This is a genomic window from Nocardioides sp. L-11A (assembly GCA_029961745.1).
Classification (GTDB): Bacteria; Actinomycetota; Actinomycetes; order Propionibacteriales; family Nocardioidaceae; genus Nocardioides.
Genome location: CP124680.1, coordinates 5,360,365 through 5,384,855 on the forward strand (window position 1 = coordinate 5,360,365; position 24,491 = coordinate 5,384,855).

The following is a 24,491-nucleotide window of genomic DNA, read 5'->3' on the forward strand; positions in this document are numbered from 1 at the left end:
GAGACCAACACCACCCCCTGCGACGACACCACGCCCGAGAACCCGGACGTCGAGATCACGCCGCCCACCATCCCCGTCACCGACCCCTGCGGCACCGGCAACGCCACCTACGGCACCATCCCCACCGGCAACTACACCGCCACCCGCAACAACGACGGCTCCATCACCCTCACCGCCACCACCGGCCACACCTTCCCCGACAACAAGCCCACCCACAGCTACCCCACCCCCGTCGAGACCAACACCACCCCCTGCGACGACACCACGCCCGAGAACCCGGACGTCGAGATCACCCCGCCCACCATCCCCGTCACCGACCCCTGCGGCACCGGCAACGCCACCTACGGCACCATCCCCACCGGCAACTACACCGCCACCCGCAACAACGACGGCTCCATCACCCTCACCGCCACCACCGGCCACACCTTCCCCGACAACAAGCCCACCCACAGCTACCCCACCCCCGTCGAGACCAACACCGTCTCGTGCGGCGAGGTCGGCGGCGAGACCGAGAAGCCCGGCGAGGTCGGCGGCGTGGCCGTCGTCGCCTACGCCGAGCCGGACGGGGAGGTCGACGCGGCGGCGACCCCGCGCGCCGAGGGCGGGCTGCCGAACACGGGCGGCCCCTCGGCCGGGCTCGGCCTGCTCGGCATCGGCCCTCACCGCCGCCGGCGCCGCCCTGCTCGGATCGCGGCGCCGGAGCCGGTCCGCCTGATCCCCGCCCCGGGTGCCCCGGTCCCATCCACCGGGGCACCCCGACACCTCCACCACTCCGCGGCCTCGATCTCGGGCCCTGCCGCCCAGCGAAACGGAAACCCGACCATGGGCACCCATTCCGAGGCACTCGCCACCCTCGCATCGGCGTCGACCGCCGTGACCGCGGCCGGGGTACTCCTGGCGGCGCGACCCTGGCAGGTCCGCCGTGGTGCGGCGGCGTCCGCGCCGGCGATCCCGGCCCGGATGCGCTGGGCCCAGGCCGCCGTCGTCTCGGTCTTCGCGACGCTGGGCGCCGTGGGCCCGGTACTGACCCTGGCGCTCACCCGCGGCCGGCCGACCGCGCCGACCACGGCGTCGGTGTTCCTCGTCTTCGCGCTGGGGCTGGCCGCGGCGGCCGGGGTGTGGTCCTGGGCGCACCGGCCGGTCGCCGGCCAGGCCCGCCGCCCGGACCTGCCCGCGCCCCGGCCGCGGTCGGCTCCCGCCTCCGCTCCCGGCTCCGCCCGCGACGCCGGCGGCCGCACCGCCCCGGAACCCGGCCCGGCGGACGTGCCGGCCGACCCGGACCGGGTGCCGACGTGGTCGATCGCCGGGCTCAGCGGGCCAGCCAGGCGGCGTACGCGTCGAACGAGAACGGTCGGCCGAGGAAGCCGGCGACCAGCTCTGCGGCATTGCCTGCGCCGCCGGGAACCAGCACCCGGTCGCGGTATCGGTGTGCCACCTCGGGTGCGAACAGGTCGGCCTCGTCGAAGGCGCTGAACATGTCCTTCGCGATCACCAGCGACCACATGTAGGTGTAGTAGCCGGAGCTGTAGCCGCCGAGGTGGCCGAAGCTGGCGAACATGTGGGTGCCGGCGAGATAGGGCAGCGCGGCATAGCGGTCCTGCAGCTCGATCATCCGCGCCGTCAGGTCGGGGACCTCGGCGGCGCCGCGGTCGGCGTGGAACCAGTACGACATCGCCGCGTAGAACATCTGGGTGCGGGCGTAGATGCCCTTGCCGTAGTCGTCGGCCGCCCGCATCGCGGCGACCAGCTCCGCCGGGATCGGGTCGCCCGCGGCGTCGGTGGCGAAGGTGCGCAGTACGTCGGCGTGCCAGGCCCACTCCTCGAGCATCTGACTCGGCGCCTCGACGAAGTCCCACTCGGTGGCGACACCCGCGAAGCGGAACCAGTCGCCGTGCCCGCCGAGCACGTGGTGCAGCAGATGGCCGAACTCGTGGAACAAGGTGACCACGTGGTCGTGCTCCATCAGGCCGCGGGAGAAGTTGCAGACCAGCACCCCCTCGGGCAGCTGCTCGCCACGAACGCCGTCGGCGAGCGTGAACTGCGCGGCGTGCTTGTACTTGCCGTCGCGCGGGTGCAGGTCGAGGTGGATCCGGCCGATCCGCTCCGCCTCGTCGGTGCGGAAGACGTCGTAGACGGTGACGTCCTCGTGCCAGACGGGTACGTCGACCGGCTCGTAGCGCAGCCCGAACAGCCGGCCGGTCACGTCCAGCAGGCCCTGGCGGACCTTGGCGAAGTCGAAGTAGGCGCGCACCCGTTGCGCGTCGACGTCGTACTTCTCGGCGCGGACCAGCTCGGCGTAGTGGTTGTAGTCGTACGCCGGGACCTCGGCCGCGTCGGGGTGGTCGCGGCGGTAGCGCTCCATCAGCTGATCGAGGTCGCGACGCATCGGCTCCTCGGCCGCCGTCACGATCCGCTCGATGAACGCGGGGATCGCCGGCCCGTCGCCGATCATCTTCACGTCGGCGTCGTAGGACGGCCAGTCGGCGTACCCCACGGTCGTCGCGAGCTCGTGGCGCAGCGCGAACAGCTCGGTCAGCAGTGGCTCGGTGGTGGGCCAGCCACGGTCGAGGAAGGCGACGGTGACCTCGCGCCGGACGTCCTGGTCGCGGGCGAACATCCGCACCGGCACCGAGTCGGGATAGTCCGTCGTCACGGTGACCATGCCCTCGGCGTCGACCGGGTGGGCGCTGAGCCAGTCGTCGGGCATGCCGGCGAGCTGCTGAGGGGTCACCCGGACCGTACGTACGTCGTCGCGGATCACCCGGCTGAACTCCTGGTCGAGCTCGGTGATCCGCTCGCGGACCTGCGCGATCCGCGCCCGGGTCGCCTCGTCCTTGTCGACGCCCGAGCGGCGGAAGTCCTCACGCACCTTGGCGAGCATCCGGGCCGCCGCGGGGTCGGCGGCCACCGCCGCGTCGTCGATCGCCGCGAAGACGTCGTACAGCCCGCGGTCCAGACCCCATGCCGTGGCGATCCGCTGTGCCTCCTGCTCGGCGGCGTCGGCGAGGTCGCGGACCTCCTCGGCGGGGTGGACGTTGCCGAAGAGCGAGCCCGCGGCGGCGGCGTTGCCGAGGTGGCCCGCGGCGCGGTCCCACTGCCGCAGCGCCTCGACCGGGTCCGCCGGTGGCGCCGCCCGCAGCGCGTCGACCAGCGCCGTCGCCCGCGCGAGCTCCGCCTCGGTGGTGGCCCGGAACCAGGTGGGCCAGTCGTCGGGGGAGGTCGGCAGGGGGAGCGGCGCGAGCGTCATGGGCTCAGCCTAGAGAGACCGGTCGTCCCTGCCAGGTCACCGACCCGGTGGGCCGCGGCGACTCCGGACCTCGGTCGGCGGGGAGAAGCCGTGACCCAGCACCGGGCTACGTGGCGAGCTGTGGAGATGGCGGGAAGATCGCGCGGACATCACGTGGAGCGTCCGTGGATCGCGGGCGAGCAGAGTTTCGGTCATCAGCAACGACCTGCTCACGACGAGCACGACACACCAGGAGAGCCTCCGCCATGCGCATGTCCCGCAAGATCCTCGTCCCGCTCGCCACCCTCTCCGCGGCCGGCGCCATCGCTGTCGGATCCGGTGCCACCTTCACCTCGCAGTCGGGCAACACCGTCAGCGCCGTCACCGCGGGCACCCTGCAGCAGACGAACTCCAAGGACGGCGGCGCGATCTTCGACCTGGCGAACCTCAAGCCGGGCGACACCCTGAACGGCACGCTGACTCTCACCAACACCGGCTCGCTGCCGGCCTCCTTCGGCCTGACGGAGACGTCGTCGACCAATGGCTTCACCGGGGACAACCTGAGCCTGGCAGTCACCAACACCACCACCGGCGCCACGGTCTACAGCGGCACCTTCGGCGGTCTGGTCGACGGAGCGAGGACGGACATCGGGGTCGTCCAGCCGGGGGTCGCGAACACCTTCCGCTTCACCGTGAAGCTCGCCACCGCCACCCCGAACGCCGACCAGGGCAAGTCCGCCTCGGCCACCTATCAGTGGGACTCCGTCCAGCTCAACGGCGACACCTACGACCACTGATCCGGGCCGAACGAGCAAGGCCGTCCAGCGAGGAGATGAGCACCATGGCAGCCCACCGCGACCACCCCGGCCCCGGGGTCGTGCGCCGCGCCGCCAGCGGCGTCGGCACCCTCCTGCTGGTCCTGATCTCGCTCGCGGCCCTCGCGGCGGTCCTTCCGTCGAGCCTGGGCCTCCAGCGCTACGTGATCACCGGCGGCTCGATGACCGGGACCTACGACAAGGGATCGGTCGTCTTCGAGCGCGAGGTCCCGGCCGCCGACCTGCAGGTGGGCGACGTGATCACCTACCAGCCGCCGGTCTCGTCCGGCGTGACCATGCTCGTCACCCACCGGGTCATCCGGATCACCCGCGACGACGAGGGCCGTCAGGTGCTCCGGACGCAGGGCGACGCCAACCCCGACCCCGATCCGTGGCGGTTCTCGCTGACGTCGGAACGCCAGCCCGTGGTGGCGTTCTCGGTCCCGTACGTCGGCTACGCGCTGATCGCCCTCGCCGACCGGGACACCCGGATGCTCGTCGTCGGCGTACCCGCCGGCCTGATCGCCCTCCTCAGCCTCGGGCAGCTCGTCACCGCCCTCCGTACTCGTCCGGGCTCGGCGCTGGGGGGTCGAGCCCGGACGGCCTGACGGCGCTGGGCGTCGACAGGGGAACGGCCGGGCTCGCGTCGGTGGGAACGCGGGCCCGGCACTTCCTCCACTCCCTTCTGTGGAGATCGCGTGTCCTCACCGTGGATCTCCCGTGGCGTCGCCATCCCTAGCGTTGAGGACGACTCCGATCCGCCACCAGCCCCGTCACGAAGGACGCCGCGATGCGACACCCGCTCACCCTCCGCCTGGCCGTCCTCGGTCTGCTCAGCGCAGGGCTGATGCTGACGTCTACCGCGTCCTCGGACGCCACCTACGTGCGGTCGACCTCGAACACCGCGACCGTCCGGGCCGCCGCCGACTGGACCCCACCGGCCGTCGCCCTCGCACCGCCCGCGACGCCGGTGCAGGGCACCGTCACCCTGAGCGCGACGGCGGCCGACGCCGAGTCCGGCATCGCCTCGGTCGTCGTCCAGTACCTCGCGCCGGGCGACAGCTCCTGGACGACGCTCTGCACGACCACGGTGGCGCCGTTCAGCTGCGCCTGGAACACCCGCGCCGGCGTCGACGGCGGGTACGCCCTCCGGGCCCGCGCGGTCAACGGAGCCGGCTACACCACTGTGTCGGACTCCGTGTCCACCACGGTCGCCAACAACGTCCTCGTCGTGCTCGGCGACCCCGGCGAGGTCGTCCGCGGCAGCGTCTCGCTGAAGACCAGCGTCTACAACGGGGGGCTCCTTCCGTGGCTGGTCTCCGTCCAGTACACGACCAACGGGGGCACGAACTGGAAGACACTGTGCACCGGCCTGAGCGCGCCGTTCACGTGCACCTGGTCCACCACGACCTTCAGCAACGACTCGTTCGACCTCCGGGCCGTCGCGACGGCGGGCCTGACCTCGGCAACGTCGGCGGTCGTCAGCGACGTCCTCGTCGACAACGTCGCCCCGACCGTCGCCATGGTCGACCCCGGCTCGCCGCTCAGCGGTACGGCGACCTTCGCCGCCACCGCTGGCGACGTGGGGTCGGGCGTGCAGCAGGTGGTGCTGCAGTACGCCGCGGGCGGGGCGGGCTACCAGAACCTGTGCGTGCTCACCGCCGACCCCTACTCCTGCCGCTATCCGACGACGACCCTGGCCGACGGCACGTACGCGTTCCGGGCCGTCGCGACCGACACGGCCGGCAACACGGCGACGTCGGCGGCGGTGACCGGACGCGTGGTCGACAACACCGTGTCCTCGGTGTCGCTCGACGATCCCGGCGCCTTCTTGTCGGGGCAGGCGACCATCACCGCCCAGGCCAACTCCACCGCCGGGATCGCCTCGGTCCGCATCCAGTACGCCCCCGGCGGGACGATCGCCTGGACCGACCTGTGCACCGTGACCGCCGCGCCGTACTCCTGCATCTGGGACACCACGACCGTGGCGAACGGCGTCTACGACCTGCGGGCCGTCCTGACGGACGGCCGGGGTGCGACGTCGGCATCGGCGATCCTCGGCGGCCGCAGGATCGACAACAGCAGACTTCGCGCGGTCGACGTGCAGACCGGCAACGGCGAGGGGACCGCCGGCCGCGTCGACGCGGGCGACACCGTCACGCTCACCTACAGCGACGTCGTCGCTCCCACCAGCATCACGCCCGGTTGGTCGGGCGCGGCCCTGCCGGTGACCCTGCGGCTGCGTGACGGCAACCTGCTCGGGGGCACCGGCAAGACCGACGCGATCGACGTGCTCCGCAACGGGGCCTCCGTCCAGCTCGGCTCGGTCGGGCTGCGGGAGGACTACGTCAAGGGGCGCAAGACCGTCCAGTTCAATGCCACCCTGACCGCCGCGACGATCACCGTCGACGGCGTGCAGCGGACCGTGGTGACCGTGACCGTCGGGACCCTGTCCGGCGGGAGCGGACTGCGCACGGTGTCCACGGCGTCCACGATGGTGTGGACGCCGTCCACGGCGGCCCTGTCCACGACCGGCGGCGCCTGCGCGGCAGCGCCGGCCGCCGAGTCCGGCGCGCCGGACCGGGAGTTCTGATGAGCGCTCCCACGCGAGGCTCGCAGACCGCCGCGGCGCTCACCGGACTGCTCGGCCTGGGCCAGCTGTGGTGGACGAACGGGAGTGAGCGCACCGCGGCCACCGCGCTCGTCCTCGCACCCCTCAGCCTGCTCGCCGCGGCCGCTCTCGCCCGGATCAACTGCCTCGAGACGCGGCTGGCCGTCGTCCTGGTCGTGACCGCCCCGCTCGCGCTCACGGCCCTGGCGCTGACGATCGGCCTGCCCGGTCAGCCGCGGCAGGGGTTCGGCGTCGCGGCGCTGGTGGGCCTGGTGCTCCCCTTCTCCGTGCTGGTGGCTATCGACGTCGACCGACGCATCCGGTCCCGTCGGGCGCGGTCCGCCGGCGCGCACGCCGAGGACCCCTATGCTCGGTGAGTGCCCGTGCGCCTGCTGATCGTCGAGGACGACGATGCCATCGCAGCCCCACTCCTGCGCGCCGTGCAGCGCGAGGGGTACGACGTGGTCCGGGTCGCGGCCGGGCGGCCGGCGATCGACCTGGTCGCCGCCGGCGGCGTGGACCTCCTGCTGCTCGACCTCGGTCTGCCCGACATGGACGGACTCGACGTGTGCCGCCAGCTCCGGGCCGACGGCTTCGTGGGGGGCATCCTGATCCTCACCGCCCGGGCCGGGGAGCTGGACCGGGTCGTGGGACTCGATGTCGGCGCCGACGACTACCTCGCGAAGCCGTTCAGCCTGTCGGAGCTGCTGGCCCGGGTACGCGCGCTGCTGCGTCGATCGCCCCCGCGGACGGGGGCCGACGACGCACCCGAGGCATCCGATCGGGCGCCCGCACCGCCAGCCCCGACGGCGGCGGTCCCTGACCCGTCGCCCGGCGGAGGCGACCGCTTCCGTGTCGACCGGTCCGCACGTCGCGCCTGGGTCGGCGACACGGAGCTGACCCTGACGGCGAAGGAGTTCGACGTCCTCGCGCTGCTGGACGACCACCGCGGAGCGGTGGTCACCCGCGAGGATCTGATGGCTCGGGTGTGGGACGAGAACTGGTTCGGGTCGACCAAGACCCTCGATACCACGGTCGGACGGCTGCGCCAGAAGCTCCAGGACGGCTCCGCTCCGATCCGGCTCGACACCGTCCGTGGTGTGGGATTCCGACTGGAGGGCGCCGCGCCCGATGCGTGAGCGGCTGGTCATCGCGTTCGTCGGCCTGACCATGGCCGTGATCGGACTGTACGGCGTGCCGCGCGCCTACTTCCTCGCCGACCTGGTCCGCGACCAGGAGCGCGCGAAGCTCGACGGCACGGCGACCGCGCTGCAGGAGCTGTTCGACGAGCACCGCTCCGCGCACGGCACGGTCGATGAGGACCTGCTCGTCGTCGGCCTGGCTGCGGCGGACCGGGTCGAGCTGACGCCGATCGACGGCGAGCCGCTGATGGTCGGGGCCGAGCGCGACGGCTCCGGCGGGATCACGGTCCGCCGGAGCCTGGAGGACGGCAGCGTCCTGCGGCTGAGCGTCTCCGGCGACACCGTGGGCGCGACCGTCCGCGACGCGATCATGCCGCTGGTGCTGCTCGGCCTGGCGCTGGCGCTGGTCTCGGCGATCCTCGGCCTCGTCCTGGCGCGTCGCCTCTCACGCCCCTTCCAGGAGCTCGCGCTGTTGTCGCGCGAACTCGGTCACGGCCGCTTCGACATCGACGTGCCCGCCTACTCCGTCCCGGAGGCCGAGGCGATCGGATCCTCGCTGCGGGGGGCGGCTGAGCAGCTCGACGATCTCGTGCGCCGTGAGCGGGAGTTCGCTGCCAACGCCTCGCACCAGCTGCGCACTCCCGTCACGGCGCTACGACTCAGCCTCGAGGACCTGACCCTGTGGCCGGAGACCGCACCCACCGTGGCGACGGAGCTGGAGCGAGGCATCGGCGAGCTCGACCGGCTGAGCACGGCGATCGACGAGCTGCTCGCCCTGGCCCGCGGCCGGCGCATCGACGCGCAGGAGGAGGTCGACCTCGTCGCCCTGGTGCGGGCGAGCTCCGCGCGCTGGTCGCGTCGTCTGGCTGCCGAGTCGCGGGACCTCGTCGTCCGACAGTCGGGCCGGCGTTCGCGGGCCCGGGTCCCGGTCGGACCGCTGGAGCAGGTCCTCGACGTCCTGATCGACAACGCCCGTACCCACGGACGCGGCACCATCACGGTCGAGGTCCGCGACGCGGGCACCCATCTGGAGGTCGGGGTCGGCGACGAGGGGATCGATCACCTCGGCCCGGAGGTGTTCCACCGGGGCGTCAGCACCGGCACCGACGGCTCCGAGGGCATCGGCCTGGCGGTCGCCTCCGAGCTGGCCGAGGTGTGCGGCGGGCACCTGTCACTCGACGCGACGTCCCCCACCACCCGGTTCGTGCTGTGGCTCCCGCTCCGCGACCGCGGCGCCGATCCGCCGGCCCCTACCACCGAGTGAGTCAGCGCGAGGTCAGGGTCAGCGTGCCCTCGACCCGGTCCCAGTCGGACGGGGTGTTCTGCTCCCCGACCCAGCCGACCACGCGGTAGGTGATCCCGCCCGCCGTCGCCGCGACCTGGGTGAGCTCGATGCTGCTGATGTCGAGCACCGTCCCCTCGGTGGTCGTGGTCGAGGGATCGCACGGGAACTGTCCCCGGCCGGTCCGCGTCGAGGTCGCCGACCAGTCGGCCCGCAGGGACAGGCCGACCCGCAGGCCACTCAGGTCGGTGCGGGTGAAGCGGGCGTTGATGTCGTCGTTGAAGCGGTCGCCGGCATAGGCCAGCGTGCCGCCGCCGGCCTCAGTGCGGTCGAGTGCGATACGGCAGTTGTCCGACTCCTCGAGGGCGGTCACCGAGCCGGCGCGCTCGTAGGTGCTGCCGGTGCTGGCGAAGGTCGGGTTGTGCGGGTCGCCGTCGACGGCCATCGAGATCGAGGCGGACGCCGTGTGTCGCCAGGTCTCGACCCGACCCGTGGTCGGGTCGGTGCGCTCCCCCTCGTCGAGGAAGGTGAGCCGGCCGACCAGGGCCGCGTGCAGGGCCGCGTCGACGTCGACCTGGCTCCGCGAGACCCGGCAGTTGTTGCGCTCCTTGGTCTCCTTCACCTTCGTGGTCGCGTCCGCGCAGGCGAGCACCCAGTACTTCCCGGCGGCCGTCACGGGGACGTGCACCGGACCGCTGACGGTCTTCTTCTTGCGGGGCTTGATCCGCTTCACCGCCACGCTCCCGCCGACGATGTCGTCAGCGCTCCGCACCCGGTCCCGGGAGAGGTAGAAGCGCAGCGAGCTCCGCTTGGCGCTCGCGCGGCCCTTGTTGGCCACGGTGGCGCCGAGGTTGAAGGAGCTGCCGTGTCGCACCGTCGTCGGCGGCGTGCTCAGCGCGGAGACCACCAGGTCCGCCCGCTGGGGAGCCGCGCTCGCACCGGGCGTCGTCCCGAGCGTCGCCAGTGACGCTCCGAGCACCGTGGTCGCCGTCAGAATCGCCGTACGTCGCGCCTGCATCTTCTCGTCCTCTTTCCGCTGTCTCGTTCCGGGCGGACCGACGATCGCGGGCCGGATGGCCCGAGCAGCAGAGGTGGAGGTCCCGCATCTTCCGGGACGGGCGGACCGGGCCGTGCGGCGGGATGCCCCGCGACGGCGTCAGCCGGTGGTCAGCCCGGTGGTCAGCCCGGTGGTCAGCCCGGTGCGAGCTGACCGCGCCGGCGGGTGAGGTACGCGCGCTCGGCCACGTTGTCGCAGACCGCCAGCGCGGCGTCGTACTGGGTGCGCGCGTCGGCGCTGCGCCCCAGCCGACGCAGCAGCTCGGCGCGGGTGACGTGCCAGGCGTGGTAGCCGTCGAGCGGCAGTCGGTCGACGATCGCGAGCGCGACCTCGGGCCCGTCGATCTCGGCGACCGCGACCGCGCGGTTGAGGGCCACGATCGGGGACGGGTCCAGTCGGGCGAGCTGGTCGTAGAGCGCGACGACCTGGGACCAGTCGGTCGCGGTGGCGGTCGGCGCGTCGGTGTGGACGGCGTTGACCGCGGCGAGGATCTGGTAGCGGCCGGGCCGGTTGGCGGCCAGGCACTGCCGGACCAGGGTGTGCCCCTCGGCGATGAGCGCGCGGTCCCAGCCGCCGCGGTCCTGCTCGTCGAGGGGGACCAGCTCACCGCCGCGCACCCGCACCGAGCGGCGTGCCTCGGTGAGCAGCAACATCGCCAGCAGGCCGGTCGTCTCCAGGTCCGCGGGCAGCAGCTCGTGGAGGATCCGAGCGAGCCGGATCGCCTCGCCGGTGAGCTCCTCGCGGACCGGGTCGCCGTCGCCGGAGGAGAGGTAGCCCTCGTTGAAGATGAGCAGCAGGACGGCCAGCACGGCGCCGACCCGGGCGGGCAGGTCCTCGGCCTCGGGCACCCGGTAGGGGATGTGCGCGCCCTTGATCTTGGCCTTGGCGCGGGTGATCCGCTGCGCCATCGTCGTCTCCTGGACGAGGAAGGCGCTGGCGATCTCGGCGACCGTGAGTCCGCCGAGCAGGCGCAGGGTGAGCGCGATCCGTGCCTCCGGCGCGAGCGACGGATGGCAGCAGGTGAAGATCAGCCGCAGCCGGTCGTCCTCGATGACGCCGGTCGGCTCGTGGGGAGTGTCGTCCTCGATCATGACGGCGGCCCGGTGCTTGCCGTCGCGGAGCTTCTCGCGGCGGAGGCGGTCGATGGCCCGGTTGCCGGCGGTGGTGGTGAGCCACGCACCGGGGTTGGGCGGCTCACCTGTCTCTGGCCAGTCCCGCGGCCACTTCTCGAGGGCGGCGACGAGCGCCTCCCCGGCCGCATCCTCGGCGATGTCGATGTCACCGAAGCGGCGGACCAGGGAGGCGATCAGCCGGCCGTACTCGTCGCGGAAGATCCGCTCGACGGCAGACCTGGGGTCCTCGCTCACGCCTCGGCCGGGGGCTCGGCCTGGAAGGGCCGGACCTCGACCTTGCCCTGGCAGGCCCTCGAGCCGGCCGCGGCGTACTTCAACGCGGCGTCGAGGTCGGGGACCTCGATGATCCAGAAGCCGCCCACGTGCTCCTTGGTCTCGAGGTAGGGACCGTCGGTGAACACCGGGGCGTCGCCCTGGGCGTCGACGACCGTGGCGGTCTCGGCGCCCTCCAGGCCTCCGGCGAACACCCAGACGCCGTCGGTGCGCAACTGCTCGTTGAAGCGCTCGACCGCGGCGAACATCTCGGGCAGCTGGTCCTCGGGGACCGCGGCGTACTCCTCCTCGTTGCCGTGCACGGACAGCAGGTACTGCGTCATGGATCTCTCCTGGTCTCGGTCGGTGCGGGACGGTCCGATGACCGCCGCTCACCCCCTCCACGAACGGGGGACGCTGGCTACGACAGCCTGCCACGGACTTTTTCATCGGCGTTCCCGCGACCCGCGCGGCGGGGTCCCGTCTCACGCCGGTCTCAGGCGGGTGCCGAACGGTTGCGACGTGGGCCCGCAGCGGCGAGCGTGCGGTGATGTTCGACAAGCTGAAGCAGATCGGCCGGGCGCTGAGCCCCGACGCGATCCGGCAGGGACTCGCCGCCGGTCGCGAGGCGATGGCGAGCGGCGGCCACCTGAGCGAGGAGCAGCTCGCCGCGATGACACCCGAGCAGCGGGCGGCGTACGACGACGCGATGGCCCGGATGCAGACGTCGGTCGACGAAGCGATCGCGGCCGAGGAGGCCCGGCGGGCGCTGTCGGGTCCTGCGGGCGCGTACCTGTACGGACCGATGCCGGACCGCGAGGCGCTGACCACGGTCGACCTCGGGACCCAACTCGCCCAGGCCCGGGCCGGACTCGGACAGGCGCTGCGCGAGACCGTGCGCGGCCGGACCGCCCCGGTCCCTCCGGCGCCCCCGGTCAGCGCGGACGCCGCGGTCCAGGCCGCGCACGAGCGGGCGGCGCGGGACGAGGCCCGGACGCCGTACCTCGCGCCGGACCGCTCGCCGGTCGTGCTCACCCGGGTGGCGACCGGTCGCAAGCGCCCGGTCGAGGAGCTGGCGGCATGGCTCGGCGGCTCCGGGCTGGCCGGCCGGCCCGACCTGGTCTACGGCGTGGCCCGGGTGCCGGACCACCTGCCCGGTGGACTCGGCATCCGCAAGGCGGCGATCATCGAGTGGGAGGTCGCGCACGCCGCGACCTCCGGCCTGCCGCCGGCGGCACCCGCCGCGCAGGTCGCCTTCGACGCCCGCGAGCGCTGGGCGGCGCGGTCGCCGGGTGAGCCGTCGGTGCTCGACGAGGACCTCGGGCTGGAGTACCTCCGCCGGGCCGACCTCGGCCCGGATCGGTGCCTCGGCATCGCGCGACGGGTGGGCGTCGCCGCCACCGGCGGTGGCGACGAGGGTGAGAGTCCGCGGGTGCTGGTCGGCGTCACCGGCGTGGTCGTCCTCCATCCGGCGGGCGCCGCGGACGGCGTTCTGGAGCAGATGGCCGCGGCCCGGCCGCTGCAGGCCGTGCCGCCCCCCGACGTCCAGGTGACGGTGCTCAACTGGCTGGCCATCCGCAAGGTCGTGATGCCGCGCACCGACCAGCGACCCGTCGTACCCTCACCCTTCCCGTACCTGCCGAGCACGCCGCAGGAGCTGCTGCAGGCCCACCTGGAGATCGTCGGCGTCCGGCCGCAGGACTGCTACAGCGCCCAGGTCACCCAGGACCAGGTCGGCGACATCATCGGCGGCACCGCCCAGGTCACCACGACGGGCGCGGAGAGCGAGCCGGCCGCCGACGGCCAGGTCCGCAGGCGGTTCCGGGGCGGCAGCCGGATCGTGGTCGCCTACCGCGACGCGCCGCAGTACGCCGCGGGGCGGGCTCGCTGGGCGGCGTACGAGCGTGACGTGCTGCAGGCCCGGCTCGCGGTCGACACGGCGGTCCGGGCGCCGGTCGACCGGCAGAGCGCACTCGACCGGGGCGTGCTGGGCGCACTGGTGCGCGGGGTGGAGGCCGTCGGAGACATCGTGACCGGCTACGGCTGGGACAGCACGGACTTCGACCAGATCCCGCACTTCCGGTACTGCTGGCCGCCGGCCCAGTAGCGCCGGCGGGCTCAGGCCAGCCGCTCGGTGAGGTGGACCTCGACGGTGTCGCCGGCGTGCTTGCCGGAGTCCACCCGCAGGGCGTTGGCGACGGGCAGCTTGTGGGTGCCGTCGCCGAGCGCCATGAAGGACGTCTCGAAGGGCGCGCCGTCGACGGTGCCGCGGACCTTGACCCGGCCGCGGGTGCCGAAGCGCGCGACGGACTCGGGCCAGATCACATAGGTCCAGCCGCCCTTGGCGTCGCTCTGACGGAGGGTCTCGGTGAAGGTGATGTCGAGCGGACCGATGCCGCTCTGCTCCGGGATGCTCATGGACGTGTCGACCGTCGCACCGGGCTCGATTCATCGCCCCCGCGACTCCCTCCGTAGCCTTCTCTGGTGAGTCTTCGCGGGATGCTGGCCGACACCCGGCCGTTGCAGGATCCGCACTTCCGGCGGCTGTGGACCGCCAATATCGTTACCGTCGTCGGGGCCCAGCTCACGGTGGTGGCGGTGCCGGCCCAGATCTACGCCGACACCGGCTCGTCGGCGTACGTCGGGCTCACCGGTGTCTTCGGTCTGGTCCCCCTCGTCGTGTTTGGTCTGTGGGGCGGTGCGCTCGCCGACCACTTCGACCGTCGCACGATCCTGATGATCACCACGAGCGGGCTGATCGGCACCGCCGCGCTGTTCTGGCTGCAGGCGGCCCTGGATGTCGGGAACGTGTGGCTGCTGCTCGGGCTGTTCGCCGTCCAGCAGGGGTTCTTCGCGGTCAACCAGCCGACCCGGGCCGCCGTCCTGCCCCGGCTCCTGGGGCCCGCTCTGCTGCCCGCGGCGAACTCCCTGAACATGACAGTCATGCAGGCGGGCGCGATCGGCGGCCCTCTCATCGCCGGCGTCCTGATCCCGTTCACCGGCTTCTCGTGGCTCTACCTCGCGGACGCGGTGTGCCTGCTCGCGACGATGTGGGCCGTGATCCGGCTGCCCGCGCTGCCGGTCGAGGGCATCGCGGCGGGTACGCCGGGGCTGCGGTCGGTGATCGAGGGCATCGCCTACCTGCGCGGCCAGCCGGTGCTGATGATGTCGTTCGTCGTCGACATCATCGCGATGGTCTTCGGCATGCCGCGGGCGCTGTTCCCCGAGATCGCGCACGAGAGCTTCCTCGGCCCCGAGGAGGGCGGGCTGGCGTTCGCGCTGCTCTTCGCCGGCATCCCCATCGGCGCCGTCCTCGGCGGGGTGTTCTCGGGCTGGGTCTCCCGCATCAGCGCCCAGGGCCGGGCGGTCGTCTGGTGCATCGTCGTGTGGGGCCTGGCCATGGTCGGCTTCGGGCTGGCCGTCTTCGCCGCCGACTCCCTTCCCGGCCCGGCCCGCGCCTGGCTCGTCGTCGCGGTGCTCATGCTCGTCGTCGGCGGCGCCGCCGACATGGCCTCGGCCGCGTTCCGCACCTCGATGCTGCAGACCGCGGCGGCCGACGAGGTTCGTGGCCGGCTGCAGGGCATCTTCATCGTCGTGGTCGCCGGCGGGCCCCGGATCGCCGATGTCGCCCACGGCGCCACCGCGGCCATGGTCGGTACGGCGACCGCGGCTGCCGGTGGCGGCGTACTCGTCGTCGTCCTGGTGGTCGTGGCGGCGCTCGCCGTACCGTCGTTCGTGCGCTACCGCGTGACAAGATCCGCCTGATTCCGCGGCCGGATCTGCCGTTCTCCGGTTTTCGTCGGGGGTGACGTCTACCTTCCAGCCATGCTCTTCGAATCGGTCGCGATGCTCGACAGACGACAGCGTCAATGTCGATGCGCGTCGATGACGGTGAGGGATGCCGCGCGGTGACTGCCGGGCCGTCGACCCCCGTCCCGGCTCGTCCCCTGTGTGTCGAGCCTGCGCTCTACGCGCACACACCTCCCAACGGGTCGACGACCTGGCACCTCTGGGCCGACCACGCGCGGATCGTCGGCACGCTGGCAGCCGACTTCGGCGCCGCCTTTCGAGCTGCTGAGATCTGCCGCCTCCTCGGGATCACCCATGACGCCGGCAAGCTGACCGATGACGTGCAGCGTGCCCTGCGCCAGCGAGCCGTCGACGGAGGGCGGCGACTCGGCCATCCTCACAAGTGGGAGGGAGCCGCGCTGTCAGCGCTTCTCCTGGATGCCGGCAACGTGTCTGCCGCACAAGTCATGGCGCTTGCCAACTTCGGTCATCACAACTTCATTCCGGACCGTACGGATCCCGAGACGGTGCAGCCCATCCTGCGCTTCGTCGACCGGAACCGCCGGCACCTGGACGAGCTCGTCGCCAAGATGGAGTCCGAGTTGAGCCTCGATCTCCGCGAGCTCGCCGCTGACGTGACGATGCCCGAGTGGATCAGCACACGCGCGGATCTCGAACTCTTCACCCGCCTCTGCCACTCCACTCTCGTCGATGCCGACTTCCTCGACACGGCGGCACACTTCGACGGGTCAGGGGTGCCCCATCGCAGCGTGGTCCGCGGCGTCGAGCAACTCCGATCTCACTTCGAGCGGGAGTATCACCGTCGCTACACGCCTCAACCGGGCAAGCCCGCATCGGAGCTCAGCGGGCTGCGTTGGGAGTACTTCGACGCGGGGCGCCGAGCCGGCGCCGCGAGCACCGCGAGCACCGCGACAAGCGGCGGGATCTACCGGCTGCCTGCCCCGACCGGATGCGGAAAAACGCTCTCGGCGGCGGCCTTCGCGCTGACCCACGCCGCGTCCTTCGGCAAGCGTCGGGTGATCGTCGCGGTTCCCTACACCTCGATCACGACGCAGAACGCGGCCGTCTACCGCGATCTCCTGGGTGGGCTCGGGGACGACGTCGTGCTCGAGCACCATTCCGCCATCCTCGACGAGAGCGTCGCAGACGATGGTTGGCGACGCCTGGCGGCAGCGAACTGGGACGCGGAGTTCATCGTGACCACGACCGTTCAACTCTTGGAGTCTCTCTTCTCGAACCGCCCTTCTGCAACGCGCAAGCTGCATCGGCTGGTCAACTCGGTCATCGTGATCGACGAGGTGCAATCGCTTCCGCTGAGGCTGGTTCCCGCCACCCTTCGGATGATGCGTGAGCTGAGCGAGCGGTACGGCGTCACGTTCTTGCTCGCCTCCGCGACCCAGCCGGCGTTCTGGTCGTTCGACGAGTGGCGCGACCTCCCCATGAACGACGTGATGCCGGTCGACTACGTGCCGGCCATCACTCAGCGGGTGACCTACGACGTGCGAGCATCCGAGCAACCATGGGAGGAGATCGCCGACGAGGTCTCCGCGGAGCGTCAGGCCCTGACGATCGTCAACACCACGGCCGACGCTCAGAGGCTCCATGGCCTCATCGCCTCCCGCGTCGATGTCGGCGTCCCTGTACTGCATCTCTCCACTCGGATGTACAGCCGTCACCGCGCGAGCGTCCTCGAGACAGCCAGGCGACTGCTCGACCAGAAGGCACCCGTCGTCTTGGTCTCCACCCAGCTCATCGAGGCAGGCGTCGACATCGACTTCCCCGTCGTCTACCGCGCCCTGGCCCCTGCTGACTCCGTCGTCCAGAGCGCCGGGCGTTGCAACCGGGAAGGACTGCTGGGGGTCGGCGCCGGACGTGTCGTCGTGTTCCAACCTGAGGACGCGCGGTTTCCAGCAGGTGAGTACGCCGACGCGGCGCGGATCACCAAGTCGCTCTTCATCGAGCAGGCCGGCCGCAAGAATGCAGATGACCCGAGTCGCGCGGTGTTCGGCGACCCCCGGTCGATGGAGAACTACTACCGGCACCTCTACAGCCTTCATCACGACTCGTCGGCCAAGACGGTGTCGACCGATATCGCGCAGCACCGCAAGGATCTCGCGTTCGCTCGCACCAACGACGCCTTCCGGCTGATCGAGGACCGGAGCACCTCGGTGGTCGTCACCGATCACGACGACGCCGACGACGCGGAACTGCCCGCTCCGCTCATCGAGCGGCTTCGGCTCCCCGGCTATGTCATGAGCCGAGCCGATCGCCGACTGCTCGGCGCCTTCACAGCGACCGCGCCGAGTCTGCTGCGACTCACCCAACCCCACCTGTTCGAGCAACTCGAAGGAGGACCTCTCTTATGGCGAGGCGACTACGACGACCACTGCGGTCTGGTGCTGGACACGACGAGCGAAGCGACGATCTGGTGATCAGCCCACGTCGCACCGCGAAATCAGGATCACGTCACCTTCAGGCAGCACATTGGAAGGTCGCGCAATGAGCACGCCTCATCACGACTGGGACACGCTGCCTGTTCCTTCGTCATTCCGATATCCGCCGCTGTCCGTCGAGGCCAGCGGCGATTGGGCCTGCTTCACCAGGCCGGAGTTGGTCAGCGAACGGGTGAGCTACCCGATCATCACGCCGGCAGCAGCGGTCGGTCTGCTCTCCTCCGTCTTCTGGAAGCCCCAGTTCCGCTGGGTCGTCGAGCGGATCGAAGTGCTCGCGCCCGTCAAGTGGACGACCTTCCGACGCAACGAGAGCGGCTCCGCGATCACCCGCGATCACCTCTCCAAGGGTTACCTTGACGTGGACGACACGGTGCAGCAGCGGATGACCACGATGCTGCGCGACGTCCACTACCGCATCCACGCCAACGTCTGGGTACACCCCGAGGCCGAAGAACAGGCCCCGGCCAAGTGGAGGGATCAGTTCCAGCGTCGCGTGAAACGTGGACAGTCCTTCCGTACGCCATTTCTGGGGATGCGGGAGTTTCACGCGGACGTGATGGAGGCGAGTGACACCGCACCCATCGGCTGGACCGAGGATCTCGGGGTCATGCACCACTCCGTCGTCTACGACGAGCGGACGGGCGCTGAGACCTACGACTGGTTCGAGGCGAAGGTCGTCGACGGCGCGATGGACATCCCCCGAATCGGGTTGATGGCTGCCCACGACCTCGAGGTCGGGTGACGAGGATGCTCCTTCGCGCGTTGAACGAATACGGCGGAGCCGGCGGGCGCACGCCGGCGGGCTATGCGATGAAGACCCTCGGCTTCGTCCTCCAGATCGACTCGGACGGCGAGGGCTGCCAGTTGCACTCGCGCTACGAGCGCCTCGAGACGCCTGACGGAAAGTCACGGGCCGTGGCTGGATCCGCCCTGATCCCGAATGTCGTTCGGACGGTCAAGCCGGTGCCCATGCTCGGATGCGACAACGCGAGCTATGTGCTCGGTCGCCCCAAAGCTGAGAAGGATCCTGCCAAGCAGGAGAAGGAGGCCGCGAAGGCAGGCGTCAAGTGCGCGGCTTTCGACGCCCTGCTTCGGGAATACGCGGAAACGGCCGGTGACGACGACGCGCTGGTCTTCCTCCGTTGGCGCGGCAATGGCGAACCAGGGCTGGAGAGGGCGATTGCCGCTCTGGACTCATTCAGTATCGGCCGTCTGGATCTCGATCCGATCGCGATCCAAGTGGGCGCGTCATCGCAGATCCACTCGAAGCCGTCCGCTCAGAGTTTCTGGAGCGCGCGCGCAACATCGTCCAAATCCCGCGGCGAGCCACGCATCTGCCTCGTCTGCGGCCGGCTCAAGCCAGTCGTCGACACGCTTCCGCAATCCCTGACCGGGGCGCTCATCCCTGCCACGTCGACCTCCAACGTGGCCCTGGTGAGCGTCAACTTCCCGGCGGCTTCTCGCGGCGCAAGCGGCACTGGGCTCCGGTCGGCGCCGATCTGTGCGGACTGCGCGACCGGTGCCGTCTCGGCCTTCAACACGCTCGCCGCCTCGCCAGATCACCGCTGGGGCGGGCGGAACGAGGCACAGGCGACGATCTGGTGGACCGAGGATGGTTCGGTCGACTTCAATACCCTGGAAGCGCCAGAGCCTCGCGAGGTCGCCGCATTTCTCACGGCCCTCGACAGAGGGCACAGACCCATCGGCGAGTTCGAGGATGCAGACCACTTCTACGCCCTGACGTTCTCAGGCAACGTGGCTCGGCTCGTGATCCGTCAGTGGATCGACCTCCCGTTGCTGGAAGCCCACCGGAACGTAGTCGCATGGTTCGACGACAGCGCCGGACCAGTGCCCGGCAGAGCCAATTTTGGCGTATCGGAGATGGCTAGGAGCTGCGGTGACTTCGTTCCCTCCGACGGCTTGTTCTCGGGCTTGCCAGAGGGCTCCCGTGAACTGCTGATCACGTGCGCGCTGACCGGGGCGAAGATCCCACGAAACCTGTTCACCCGGGCCATCGGTCGAGCGCGGGCGGAGACCCACTATCTGTCGCTCTCCGACGCGCGAGCTGTTGGCGTCGTACGGCGACGCATGCATGCCCGCTTCGCTCTGATCCGCCTCATCCTCAACCGCTCTCACCTGAAGGGGAAGCCATTGCCACCACATCTCGATGAGGACAGAAGCGAGCCGTCCTATCTCTCCGGGCGCCTCTTCGCCGTCCGGGAGTCGCTCCAGTACCAGGCATTGGGCGAAGTGAACGCGTCGATCACCGACCGTTACTTCGAGCGGGCGTCAGCGAACCCGGCAAGTGTCGATCACGCGCTCTCAACCCTGGAACAACAGCACCTTCGTGCTCTCCGGAGGAAGGGACGACGTGACGCCGAGATCGCCTTCAGCAAGCGTGTCGACGATCTCCATGCCAGATGCGGGGCGGCTCCCGGTCGGCTGACGAGCGAGGAGCAGGCCCTCTGGATCGCCGGCTACTACCAGCAGCGTCAGGCGAACTTCCAGCGGGCGCAAGAGAACAAGCAGCAGACCACCTCCGAGGAGAACTGAGATGACTTCCCACACCGACCCCACCGTCAAGCACGATGCCCTGCTGTTGTTCGAGGCCGTCGACTCCAACCCGAACGGCGACCCTGACAACGCCGGCAAGCCCCGTACCGACCTCGACACGGGCCATGGGCTCGTGTCCGACGCAAGCCTGAAGCGGAAGGTGCGCGACGCCGTCCAGTTCCAAGTCGATCAGGGACTTCTCACGCCGGCCGATCGGTACCAGATCTTCATCCGCCGCGGTGTCTCGCTCAACGAACAACTGGAGGCCGCCTACGAAGCGCTGGGGCAAGACAAGGGCAAGCCCAAGGCAGCGTCGGTCGCCAAGGGCGCGGCGTACATGATCGCGAACTACTACGACGTGCGGATGTTCGGTGCCGTCATGAGCACAGGCCACGCGTCCGCGGGCAAGGTGACCGGTCCCGTCACTGTTGGCCTTGCCCGCTCACTCGATCCCGTGCTGCCTATCGATCTCGGCATCACCCGCACGGCGTCGACCAAGGAGGCGGACAAGGACAACGCCTCCCAGATGGGCAACAAGTCCGTCATCCCCTACGGGCTCTACGTCTGTCGGATCCACTACCAGCCCACCAAGGACAACCAGGTGACCCCGGAGGACTTGGAGGTCCTCTGGTCCACGCTCTCCACCATGTTCGAAGTCACCCGGAGCGCTGCGCGGCCGGACGTATCGGTACGCAACCTGTTCGTCTTCAGCCACTCGAATGCGCTGGGTGATGCTCCCGCGAGGAAGCTGCTGGACACCGTGAGCGTCACCAAGGTGACCGACGCCGAGGTGCCCACGTCGTCCAGCGACTACGTGATCGAGCCTCCCGCAGACGGAGCCCTGCCGAAGGGCATCTCCCTGGTGACCGTCGTGTAGCCGTGACCTCCAGCGAACCCGACAGTGGCTGGCTGCGCATCTCGGCGATCCAGCACTACGCGTACTGTCCGCGCCAGGCCTATCTGCTCTCCGACGGGGTGTGGGCTGACAATCACCTGACGGTCCAGGGAACGGCTGGGCACGAGCGAGTCGATGCCGGTGGAGCAGACCGAAGAAGAGGCGTCGTCGTGCATCATCGCGTGCCCTTGGTGAGTCATGAGCTGCGGCTCCACGGGATCGCCGATGCGGTCGAGCAGCATCGGGACGGTCGGCTTCTGCCGGTCGAGCACAAGCGAGGGCGGGGCGCCGGCGACCTCCTTCCTTCGTTGGCCCAAGTGGTGGCGCAGGCGATCTGCCTCGAGGAGATGCTGGACGTGGAGGTTCCCGAGGTGGCCCTCTACATCACCAAGGAGCGGAGGCGCGACGTCTATCGCACCGAGGAGCACCGTTCGCGTGTTGTGTCGCTCGTCGAAGAGGCTCGTCTCCGACTTCAAGAGGAGATACCGCCCAACTTCGCCAGCCGACTCTGCCAGTCGTGCAGCGTCCGGAACGCCTGCCAGCCACGTGGCGCGGAGTGGCGATGACGTCGTACTTCCTCAGAACGCTCTTCGTCCACACCGCCGGGACACGCCTGGTGCTCGACGGCGACGCTGTCCGCGCGCTGCGTGATGAGGCCCCGCCACGACGTCTTCCGCTCAACGCCATCGACTCCATTGCGGTACTCAGCGGCATCGACGTCTCAACGCCCCTCTTGACAAGATGTGCGGAGGATGGCCGGACAATCGCAATCCTGAGTCGCTACGGGAAGCCACGGGCGATCATCGAGGGACCGACCAGTGGGCGCGGGCGCCTTCGACGCCTGCAGTATGAGTCCCACTTCGACACGAGCCGTCGCGATGCCCTGGCGCGGTCGATCGTCGCGGGAAAGATCCGACAGATGGCATGGGCGCTCAAACAGTGGGCTCGTGACGCCGAGGCAACCGCCGCGACTCAGCTGCAACAGGCGGCCGCCGCACTGCAACAAGACCACGCATCCCTAGCAGACATCGGGAGGCTCCAAGCGCTCGGGGTGGAAGGTGCCGCGTCCCGGCGCTATTTCGAGTGCTTCCCTGTGGCGCTGAAGGTCGGGGACTTCCCGGGTCGCCAACGTCGCCCGCCTCCCGACCCGGTCAACGCCGTACTGTCGTTTCTCTACTCCATGACTCGCCTGGCGGTCCACGGCGCGACTCATGCGGCGGGGCTCGATCCGTACTGCGGATTCCTTCATGGCGATCGTGACGGCCAGCCATCACTCGTACTCGACCTGATGGAGGAGTTTCGGCCGGAGGCAGATCGTCTCACCGTCTCGTTGTTCAACCGGAGACAGCCACGCGATGAACACTTCGAGACGTCCCTCACCGGCGCTGTGTCGCTGACGGACGTCGGCCGCGAGATCGTCATGAATGCTTGGCATCAGCATCGAAAGCAAGAGACACGGCTCCGATCAGCACAGATGCTCGTGCCCAACGCGGCAATCCCTATCCTGCAGGCCAACCTTCTGGCAAACAGCCTCCGCAGCAGGAGCTCCTACACAGCACACGAGTTGGTCGTCCGATGAACCTTGTCGTCACCTACGACGTTTCGACCTTGACCGTAGCAGGCAAGCGCCGGCTGCGGCGAGTCGCGAAGATCTGCGAAGGCTACGGCCAACGTGTTCAGTACTCGGTGTTCGAGGTAACCTGCTCGAAGTCCGATCTCGCGAAGCTCCTCCACAAGCTCGAAGAGGTGATCGAGTCTAAGGAGGACAGCCTTCGGCTGTACCCGATCCACTCCGAGGACTTCAATGCGGTGATCCGCTTGGGCGAATCGCAGAACCTCCCGCACGATCAAGCATGGACGCTCTGAGAATCGCTGGCGATGCCGCCCTTACCGTGGCCTGCCCACCCCGTGGATCACAGGAGTTTCATTCCGTCACAGTTGGATGCATCGGTAGCCTCGTCCCGAGCCCGGTTGTGCAGGTCAGATGGGGTGCACCTCGGCGGTAGGCCGAGGTGGGAATCTCAACCTCGCGGCGATCGGGGTGGTGCAGCTGCTGCCGGCGGGTGCACCTCGGCGGTAGGCCGAGGTGGGAATCTCAACATCCCCGTAGTTGCGCTTGTCGTGGCTGCGACGGGGTGCACCTCGGCGGTAGGCCGAGGTGGGAATCTCAACTACTCCATCACGTGCTCGTTCGAGGTGGCCTGATGCCGTGCACCTCGGCGGTAGGCCGAGGTGGGAATCTCAACGTGACAGAGGGTGCTTCTCCTCTGGGCCACGGTGAGGGTGCACCTCGGCGGTAGGCCGAGGTGGGAATCTCAACCACGGCCACGAGGTCAAGGTGTCCCGGTCGGACTGGGTGCACCTCGGCGGTAGGCCGAGGTGGGAATCTCAACAAGGTCGCTGACGGCCCCGAGGGCGACGACGCCCTCCGGTGCACCTCGGCGGTAGGCCGAGGTGGGAATCTCAACCGCCCCGACGGCGCCGCGGTCGGCAAGATCGACAGCCCGGTGCACCTCGGCGGTAGGCCGAGGTGGGAATCTCAACCAGTCGCCCACGAGGACGACAGCGGTCGCGCCGTGGTGCACCTCGGCGGTAGGCCGAGGTGGGAATCTCAACTCGCAGGCGGGCAGGGGTGCGTCGATCTCGACGTGGTGCACCTCGGCGGTAGGCCGAGGTGGGAATCTCAACCACGCCCCGACGAGCGGGAACCCGAGATCGGTCCAGTGCACCTCGGCGGTAGGCCGAGGTGGGAATCTCAACACCAGCGCCGCGGTGCCCGCGATACCAGCGGTCGCGGTGCACCTCGGCGGTAGGCCGAGGTGGGAATCTCAACACGATCCGGGGGTCGTTCCTGCGGACGAAGTTCCGGCGGTGCACCTCGGCGGTAGGCCGAGGTGGGAATCTCAACTGCGCCTGCCCCCGCCACTCGCGGGCGAGGCTGTCGTGCACCTCGGCGGTAGGCCGAGGTGGGAATCTCAACCTGCTGGCCCGGATCGCCGAGGATGAGCGGCTGGCGTGCACCTCGGCGGTAGGCCGAGGTGGGAATCTCAACCCTGCCCGGACCGTTGCAGGGGACCACCAGCGGGCTCGTGCACCTCGGCGGTAGGCCGAGGTGGGAATCTCAACACCTGCTGGCGCTGTGCCGAAGCCGGCCGACCGCAGTGCACCTCGGCGGTAGGCCGAGGTGGGAATCTCAACTTCGTGGACTTGAGGGTTGAGGGGGTGAACCCGAGTGCACCTCGGCGGTAGGCCGAGGTGGGAA

At 70.2% G+C, this 24,491-nt stretch carries 20 protein-coding genes and 1 CRISPR repeat array (1 of these 21 running past the window's edge); of the genes, 15 read left to right on the top strand and 5 right to left on the bottom strand.

The window, feature by feature from the left end:
- Positions 1–1,309: 1,309 nt before the first annotated feature.
- Complete coding sequence (locus QJ852_25665) at positions 1,310–3,247, bottom strand: M3 family metallopeptidase (GenBank protein ID WGX96520.1); 1,938 nt, start codon at positions 3,245–3,247, stop codon at positions 1,310–1,312.
- 245 nt (positions 3,248–3,492) lie between these two features.
- On the opposite strand from QJ852_25665, the gene QJ852_25670 reads away from it, so the two are divergent.
- The 6 genes from QJ852_25670 to QJ852_25695 all read left to right on the top strand — a co-directional run bounded on the left by QJ852_25670 (position 3,493) and on the right by QJ852_25695 (position 9,058).
- Complete coding sequence (locus QJ852_25670) at positions 3,493–4,023, top strand: TasA family protein (protein ID WGX96521.1); 531 nt, start codon at positions 3,493–3,495, stop codon at positions 4,021–4,023.
- A gap of 44 nt (positions 4,024–4,067) precedes the next feature.
- A complete protein-coding gene (locus QJ852_25675) occupies positions 4,068–4,649 on the top strand; it encodes a signal peptidase I (protein WGX96522.1) in 582 nt (193 codons plus the stop codon).
- Between the two features lie 182 nt (positions 4,650–4,831).
- Positions 4,832–6,634: an Ig-like domain-containing protein gene (locus QJ852_25680; protein WGX96523.1), complete on the top strand. Its 1,803-nt coding sequence runs from the start codon at positions 4,832–4,834 to the stop codon at positions 6,632–6,634.
- Complete coding sequence (locus QJ852_25685) at positions 6,634–7,029, top strand: hypothetical protein (GenBank protein ID WGX96524.1); 396 nt, start codon at positions 6,634–6,636, stop codon at positions 7,027–7,029. Before QJ852_25680 ends, QJ852_25685 begins: the two co-directional genes overlap by 1 nt.
- Entirely contained in the window at positions 7,030–7,791 is a 762-nt protein-coding gene (locus QJ852_25690; GenBank protein WGX96525.1) for a response regulator transcription factor, read from the top strand.
- Positions 7,784–9,058 (top strand): HAMP domain-containing sensor histidine kinase, encoded by a 1,275-nt coding sequence (locus QJ852_25695; protein WGX96526.1) that lies wholly within the window; start codon positions 7,784–7,786, stop codon positions 9,056–9,058. The genes QJ852_25690 and QJ852_25695 overlap by 8 nt, the downstream gene beginning before the upstream one ends.
- Position 9,059: 1 nt before the next feature.
- On the opposite strand, the gene QJ852_25700 is transcribed toward QJ852_25695, so the two are convergent.
- The 3 genes from QJ852_25700 to QJ852_25710 form a co-directional block, all read right to left on the bottom strand.
- On the bottom strand, positions 9,060–10,094 hold the full coding sequence (locus tag QJ852_25700) for a CARDB domain-containing protein (GenBank protein ID WGX96527.1): 1,035 nt from the start codon (positions 10,092–10,094) through the stop codon (positions 9,060–9,062).
- A 173-nt stretch (positions 10,095–10,267) separates the two neighbouring features.
- Positions 10,268–11,500 (bottom strand): sigma-70 family RNA polymerase sigma factor, encoded by a 1,233-nt coding sequence (locus QJ852_25705; protein ID WGX96528.1) that lies wholly within the window; start codon positions 11,498–11,500, stop codon positions 10,268–10,270.
- Positions 11,497–11,862: a YciI family protein gene (locus tag QJ852_25710; protein ID WGX96529.1), complete on the bottom strand. Its 366-nt coding sequence runs from the start codon at positions 11,860–11,862 to the stop codon at positions 11,497–11,499. Before QJ852_25710 ends, QJ852_25705 begins: the two co-directional genes overlap by 4 nt.
- A gap of 206 nt (positions 11,863–12,068) precedes the next feature.
- On the opposite strand from QJ852_25710, the gene QJ852_25715 reads away from it, so the two are divergent.
- Complete coding sequence (locus tag QJ852_25715; GenBank protein ID WGX96530.1) at positions 12,069–13,625, top strand: hypothetical protein; 1,557 nt, start codon at positions 12,069–12,071, stop codon at positions 13,623–13,625.
- 11 nt (positions 13,626–13,636) lie between these two features.
- On the opposite strand, the gene QJ852_25720 is transcribed toward QJ852_25715, so the two are convergent.
- The gene (locus QJ852_25720; GenBank protein ID WGX96531.1) at positions 13,637–13,936 is read right to left on the bottom strand and encodes a DUF1905 domain-containing protein; all 300 of its coding nucleotides are present in this window, start codon (positions 13,934–13,936) and stop codon (positions 13,637–13,639) included.
- Positions 13,937–14,002: 66 nt separating this feature from the next.
- Here QJ852_25720 and QJ852_25725 point away from each other — a divergent pair, with 66 nt between their 5' ends.
- The 8 genes from QJ852_25725 (at position 14,003) to cas2 (ending at position 23,095) form a co-directional block, all read left to right on the top strand.
- Positions 14,003–15,283, top strand: a complete 1,281-nt coding sequence (locus QJ852_25725; GenBank protein ID WGX96532.1) for an MFS transporter — start codon at positions 14,003–14,005, stop codon at positions 15,281–15,283.
- Positions 15,284–15,393: 110 nt separating this feature from the next.
- Positions 15,394–17,760: a CRISPR-associated helicase Cas3' gene (gene cas3 / locus QJ852_25730; protein ID WGX96533.1), complete on the top strand. Its 2,367-nt coding sequence runs from the start codon at positions 15,394–15,396 to the stop codon at positions 17,758–17,760.
- 67 nt (positions 17,761–17,827) lie between these two features.
- Entirely contained in the window at positions 17,828–18,523 is a 696-nt protein-coding gene (gene cas5c, locus QJ852_25735) for a type I-C CRISPR-associated protein Cas5c (protein WGX96534.1), read from the top strand.
- Between the two features lie 5 nt (positions 18,524–18,528).
- Positions 18,529–20,334 (top strand): type I-C CRISPR-associated protein Cas8c/Csd1, encoded by a 1,806-nt coding sequence (gene cas8c / locus QJ852_25740; GenBank protein ID WGX96535.1) that lies wholly within the window; start codon positions 18,529–18,531, stop codon positions 20,332–20,334.
- A 1-nt stretch (position 20,335) separates the two neighbouring features.
- Entirely contained in the window at positions 20,336–21,211 is an 876-nt protein-coding gene (gene cas7c, locus QJ852_25745) for a type I-C CRISPR-associated protein Cas7/Csd2 (protein WGX96536.1), read from the top strand.
- Positions 21,212–21,213: 2 nt separating this feature from the next.
- Positions 21,214–21,795 carry a CRISPR-associated protein Cas4 gene (cas4, locus tag QJ852_25750; GenBank protein WGX96537.1) on the top strand — a complete coding sequence of 194 codons (582 nt, stop codon included), beginning with the start codon at positions 21,214–21,216 and terminating at the stop codon, positions 21,793–21,795.
- Positions 21,792–22,808 (top strand): CRISPR-associated endonuclease Cas1, encoded by a 1,017-nt coding sequence (gene cas1 / locus QJ852_25755; protein WGX96538.1) that lies wholly within the window; start codon positions 21,792–21,794, stop codon positions 22,806–22,808. The genes cas4 and cas1 overlap by 4 nt, the downstream gene beginning before the upstream one ends.
- Complete coding sequence (cas2, locus tag QJ852_25760) at positions 22,805–23,095, top strand: CRISPR-associated endonuclease Cas2 (GenBank protein ID WGX96539.1); 291 nt, start codon at positions 22,805–22,807, stop codon at positions 23,093–23,095. Before cas1 ends, cas2 begins: the two co-directional genes overlap by 4 nt.
- 123 nt (positions 23,096–23,218) lie before the next feature.
- A CRISPR array of direct repeats spans positions 23,219–24,491; the repeat unit is 37 nt; unit sequence GTGCACCTCGGCGGTAGGCCGAGGTGGGAATCTCAAC (it continues 1,386 nt past the right edge of the window).

Bases quoted from the DNA above. Each gene is read 5' to 3' on its own strand.
- QJ852_25680 (WGX96523.1), top strand. From the start codon at position 4,832: ATGCGACACCCGCTCACCCTCCGCCTGGCCGTCCTCGGTCTGCTCAGC.
- QJ852_25670 (WGX96521.1), top strand. From the start codon at position 3,493: ATGCGCATGTCCCGCAAGATCCTCGTCCCGCTCGCCACCCTCTCCGCG.
- QJ852_25710 (WGX96529.1), bottom strand. From the start codon at position 11,862: ATGACGCAGTACCTGCTGTCCGTGCACGGCAACGAGGAGGAGTACGCC.
- cas8c (WGX96535.1), top strand. From the start codon at position 18,529: ATGCTCCTTCGCGCGTTGAACGAATACGGCGGAGCCGGCGGGCGCACG.
- cas2 (WGX96539.1), top strand. From the start codon at position 22,805: ATGAACCTTGTCGTCACCTACGACGTTTCGACCTTGACCGTAGCAGGC.
- cas7c (WGX96536.1), top strand. From the start codon at position 20,336: ATGACTTCCCACACCGACCCCACCGTCAAGCACGATGCCCTGCTGTTG.
- cas1 (WGX96538.1), top strand. From the start codon at position 21,792: ATGACGTCGTACTTCCTCAGAACGCTCTTCGTCCACACCGCCGGGACA.
- cas3 (WGX96533.1), top strand. From the start codon at position 15,394: ATGCGCGTCGATGACGGTGAGGGATGCCGCGCGGTGACTGCCGGGCCG.
- QJ852_25715 (WGX96530.1), top strand. From the start codon at position 12,069: ATGTTCGACAAGCTGAAGCAGATCGGCCGGGCGCTGAGCCCCGACGCG.
- QJ852_25665 (WGX96520.1), bottom strand. From the start codon at position 3,247: ATGACGCTCGCGCCGCTCCCCCTGCCGACCTCCCCCGACGACTGGCCC.
- QJ852_25675 (WGX96522.1), top strand. From the start codon at position 4,068: ATGGCAGCCCACCGCGACCACCCCGGCCCCGGGGTCGTGCGCCGCGCC.
- QJ852_25720 (WGX96531.1), bottom strand. From the start codon at position 13,936: ATGAGCATCCCGGAGCAGAGCGGCATCGGTCCGCTCGACATCACCTTC.
- QJ852_25700 (WGX96527.1), bottom strand. From the start codon at position 10,094: ATGCAGGCGCGACGTACGGCGATTCTGACGGCGACCACGGTGCTCGGA.
- QJ852_25685 (WGX96524.1), top strand. From the start codon at position 6,634: ATGAGCGCTCCCACGCGAGGCTCGCAGACCGCCGCGGCGCTCACCGGA.
- cas5c (WGX96534.1), top strand. From the start codon at position 17,828: ATGAGCACGCCTCATCACGACTGGGACACGCTGCCTGTTCCTTCGTCA.
- QJ852_25695 (WGX96526.1), top strand. From the start codon at position 7,784: ATGCGTGAGCGGCTGGTCATCGCGTTCGTCGGCCTGACCATGGCCGTG.